The organism is Streptomyces sp. NPDC019396, assembly GCF_040632375.1.
GTDB lineage: Bacteria > Actinomycetota > Actinomycetes > Streptomycetales > Streptomycetaceae > Streptomyces.
Window position 1 is genome coordinate 1 of record NZ_JBEYBS010000088.1, and the last position, 2,056, is coordinate 2,056.

The window sequence follows — 2,056 nt, forward strand, 5'->3', positions numbered from 1 at the left end:
CGGTGGCAATAACCCTCCGGCCGCCCGCCCCGCCCCTGAAGCCACGCGGGGACCGGCAGCAGCGGCCGGATGACCTGCCACTCCGCCTCCGTCAGGTCGGAGCCGTAACACCGCACGCGGTCCGGCCCGTCCGCCGCGTTGCCGAACCTGCGCGCGAGACAGTCACACGCCGGAGACGGCGCGTTGGACTCCACAGACGCGAGCACGAAAGACTGCGACAGAAGGCCTCCTGGTGCTGCTCGGTTGGGATCGCAACCCCGAGCTACCAGGAGGCCCTGCCGTTATGCCCCGACCGCAGAGAGGTCACCCGAACAGGAACCGTGTTCGACTGATCAAGCCTGCCGAGCGGTAAGCGGATGGCTTCTAACGTCCCTCAACCTGTTCTGGTGCTCTACCAGGGCAAAGACTTGACAGCTATAGATAAGACTCGCCCAGCGCTACTACCTCCAGTCCTACGCACTGGCCACCGAATCCGGCATCCGCGGCCACGACGGCTTCGTCATGCGCACCATGGCCATGCAGGGCCTCAAGCTCCATCGCCCCGAACACTGCCTGGGGCTGGCCGAGACCGGCCTGAACCGAGCCAAAGGCCAGGTCGACGCCCAGACCGAAGCCCTCTTCCGCATCGTCCACGCCCACACCCTGGCCAAAAGCGGCAAACACCGCGCCGCCCTGGCCGCCGCCGATCACGCCCGCACCCTGCTGACCAAAGCCCCCGGCGACGCAGTGCCGTTCTGGGCGCTGGCTTGGGGGCCGCCAGCCGCATCCGTGTACTCCCGCACCGCCAAGGTCCACGAGACCATCGGCGACCACCGCGCCGCCGCCGAGCAGTACGCGCTGGCCGCCACAGCCCGCCCGGCAGACACCTACGCCCGGATCGTCGCCCTGGACCTGGTCGCAGGCGCCGAGATGCACCTCAAACGCGGCAGCATCGAACAGGCATGCACCACCTGGCACCGAGCCATCGACCACATGGACGGTGTCCGCTCCGTCCGCACCCGCAAGGCCATCTCACAGATGCGTGGCGACCTCGCCCGCTTCCGAGCCCGCGGCCTTCGGTGCGTAGCCGACCTCGACGAACGCGGCCGCGACTTCCTCACAAGCACCTGAGGAGCACCGTCAGACTTCAGCGACCGCCTGTGAAGCGCCGAACGATCGGCTCCAGGTAGTCCGCATGTGGTCCAGACAGGCCCGCCAGTTCCTGCGGCGAACGCACCAACGCGATGGCATCAAGCTCAGGCTCACGCCCCTGAGTACGCTCGGCCGCCGCCGCGGCGGCAAAGGCAGCACGTACCGCGCTCTCGGGAAGAGCCGGGGCAAGGTAGGTCAGACCCACGCTGCCGTTCTCGCCGCGGGTCACAGCCCACAACCGCAACGCCTCCGCGCTGGCGTCGAGCCCCAACTCCTCAGACAGCTCTCGCGCAGCCTGGCCAGCCAGATCCAATTCCTCCAGCCCTTCACCGTCCTGCGGTGGTTCCACGGACCCTCCCGGCAGCTGCCAACGGCCAGGCGCAGCCGTGGAAGACGACATCCTGGCCGTCAGCACACGGCCGTCGTCGGTCGGCTGGACCACGTTCACGAACAATGAGGCAAGCGCCGTGGCACCGGGAACACGACGGAGCGCGTAATGCCGGTAGGTGACCCGCACCCAGGACAGACGCAGGACGTGCGGGTCCGTGTGCTGCAATCCAGCACAGGCCACCACAGGCCCGTCGAAGAGAGCCGGGTTGGCCTGGACCGCCTTCTCCCACACGCGATCCCTGGCCGCCTCATCCGAGGGCGATAGGGGCGGCTCCTCAGCTTCCGTGAGGTGAAGCCGTTCAACATCAAAGAGGTCAACTACAGAGGGCAGCGTTTCGGGCACGGGCTCATCGTAGAAGCCGCCCCAGGCTTGGCTGGCCGGACGGGCCGACGCTTCTGGTAGAAGGCCGGTGGCGCAGGGCGTGCTTTAGCCGGAAGACTTACGAGTTGGTGCGTGATAGCGGGTGGGCATGCTCTGTTGGTGAAGGGCATGGTGGATCGGGTGGTTCTGGCGCATCTGTTGTTTACGGGTGTC

At 67.5% G+C, this 2,056-nt stretch carries 2 protein-coding genes and 1 pseudogene; 1 reads left to right on the top strand and 2 read right to left on the bottom strand.

Annotated features, from left to right (window positions below):
- A pseudogene (locus ABZ532_RS31530) lies at positions 1-206 on the bottom strand (IS5/IS1182 family transposase); the annotation flags it as partial.
- Between the two features lie 295 nt (positions 207-501).
- On the opposite strand from ABZ532_RS31530, the gene ABZ532_RS31535 reads away from it, so the two are divergent.
- A complete protein-coding gene (locus ABZ532_RS31535) occupies positions 502-1,110 on the top strand; it encodes a hypothetical protein (RefSeq protein WP_361291424.1) in 609 nt (202 codons plus the stop codon).
- 16 nt (positions 1,111-1,126) lie between these two features.
- On the opposite strand, the gene ABZ532_RS31540 is transcribed toward ABZ532_RS31535, so the two are convergent.
- Entirely contained in the window at positions 1,127-1,864 is a 738-nt protein-coding gene (locus tag ABZ532_RS31540; RefSeq protein WP_361291427.1) for an NUDIX domain-containing protein, read from the bottom strand.
- Between the last annotated feature and the right edge of the window lie 192 nt (positions 1,865-2,056).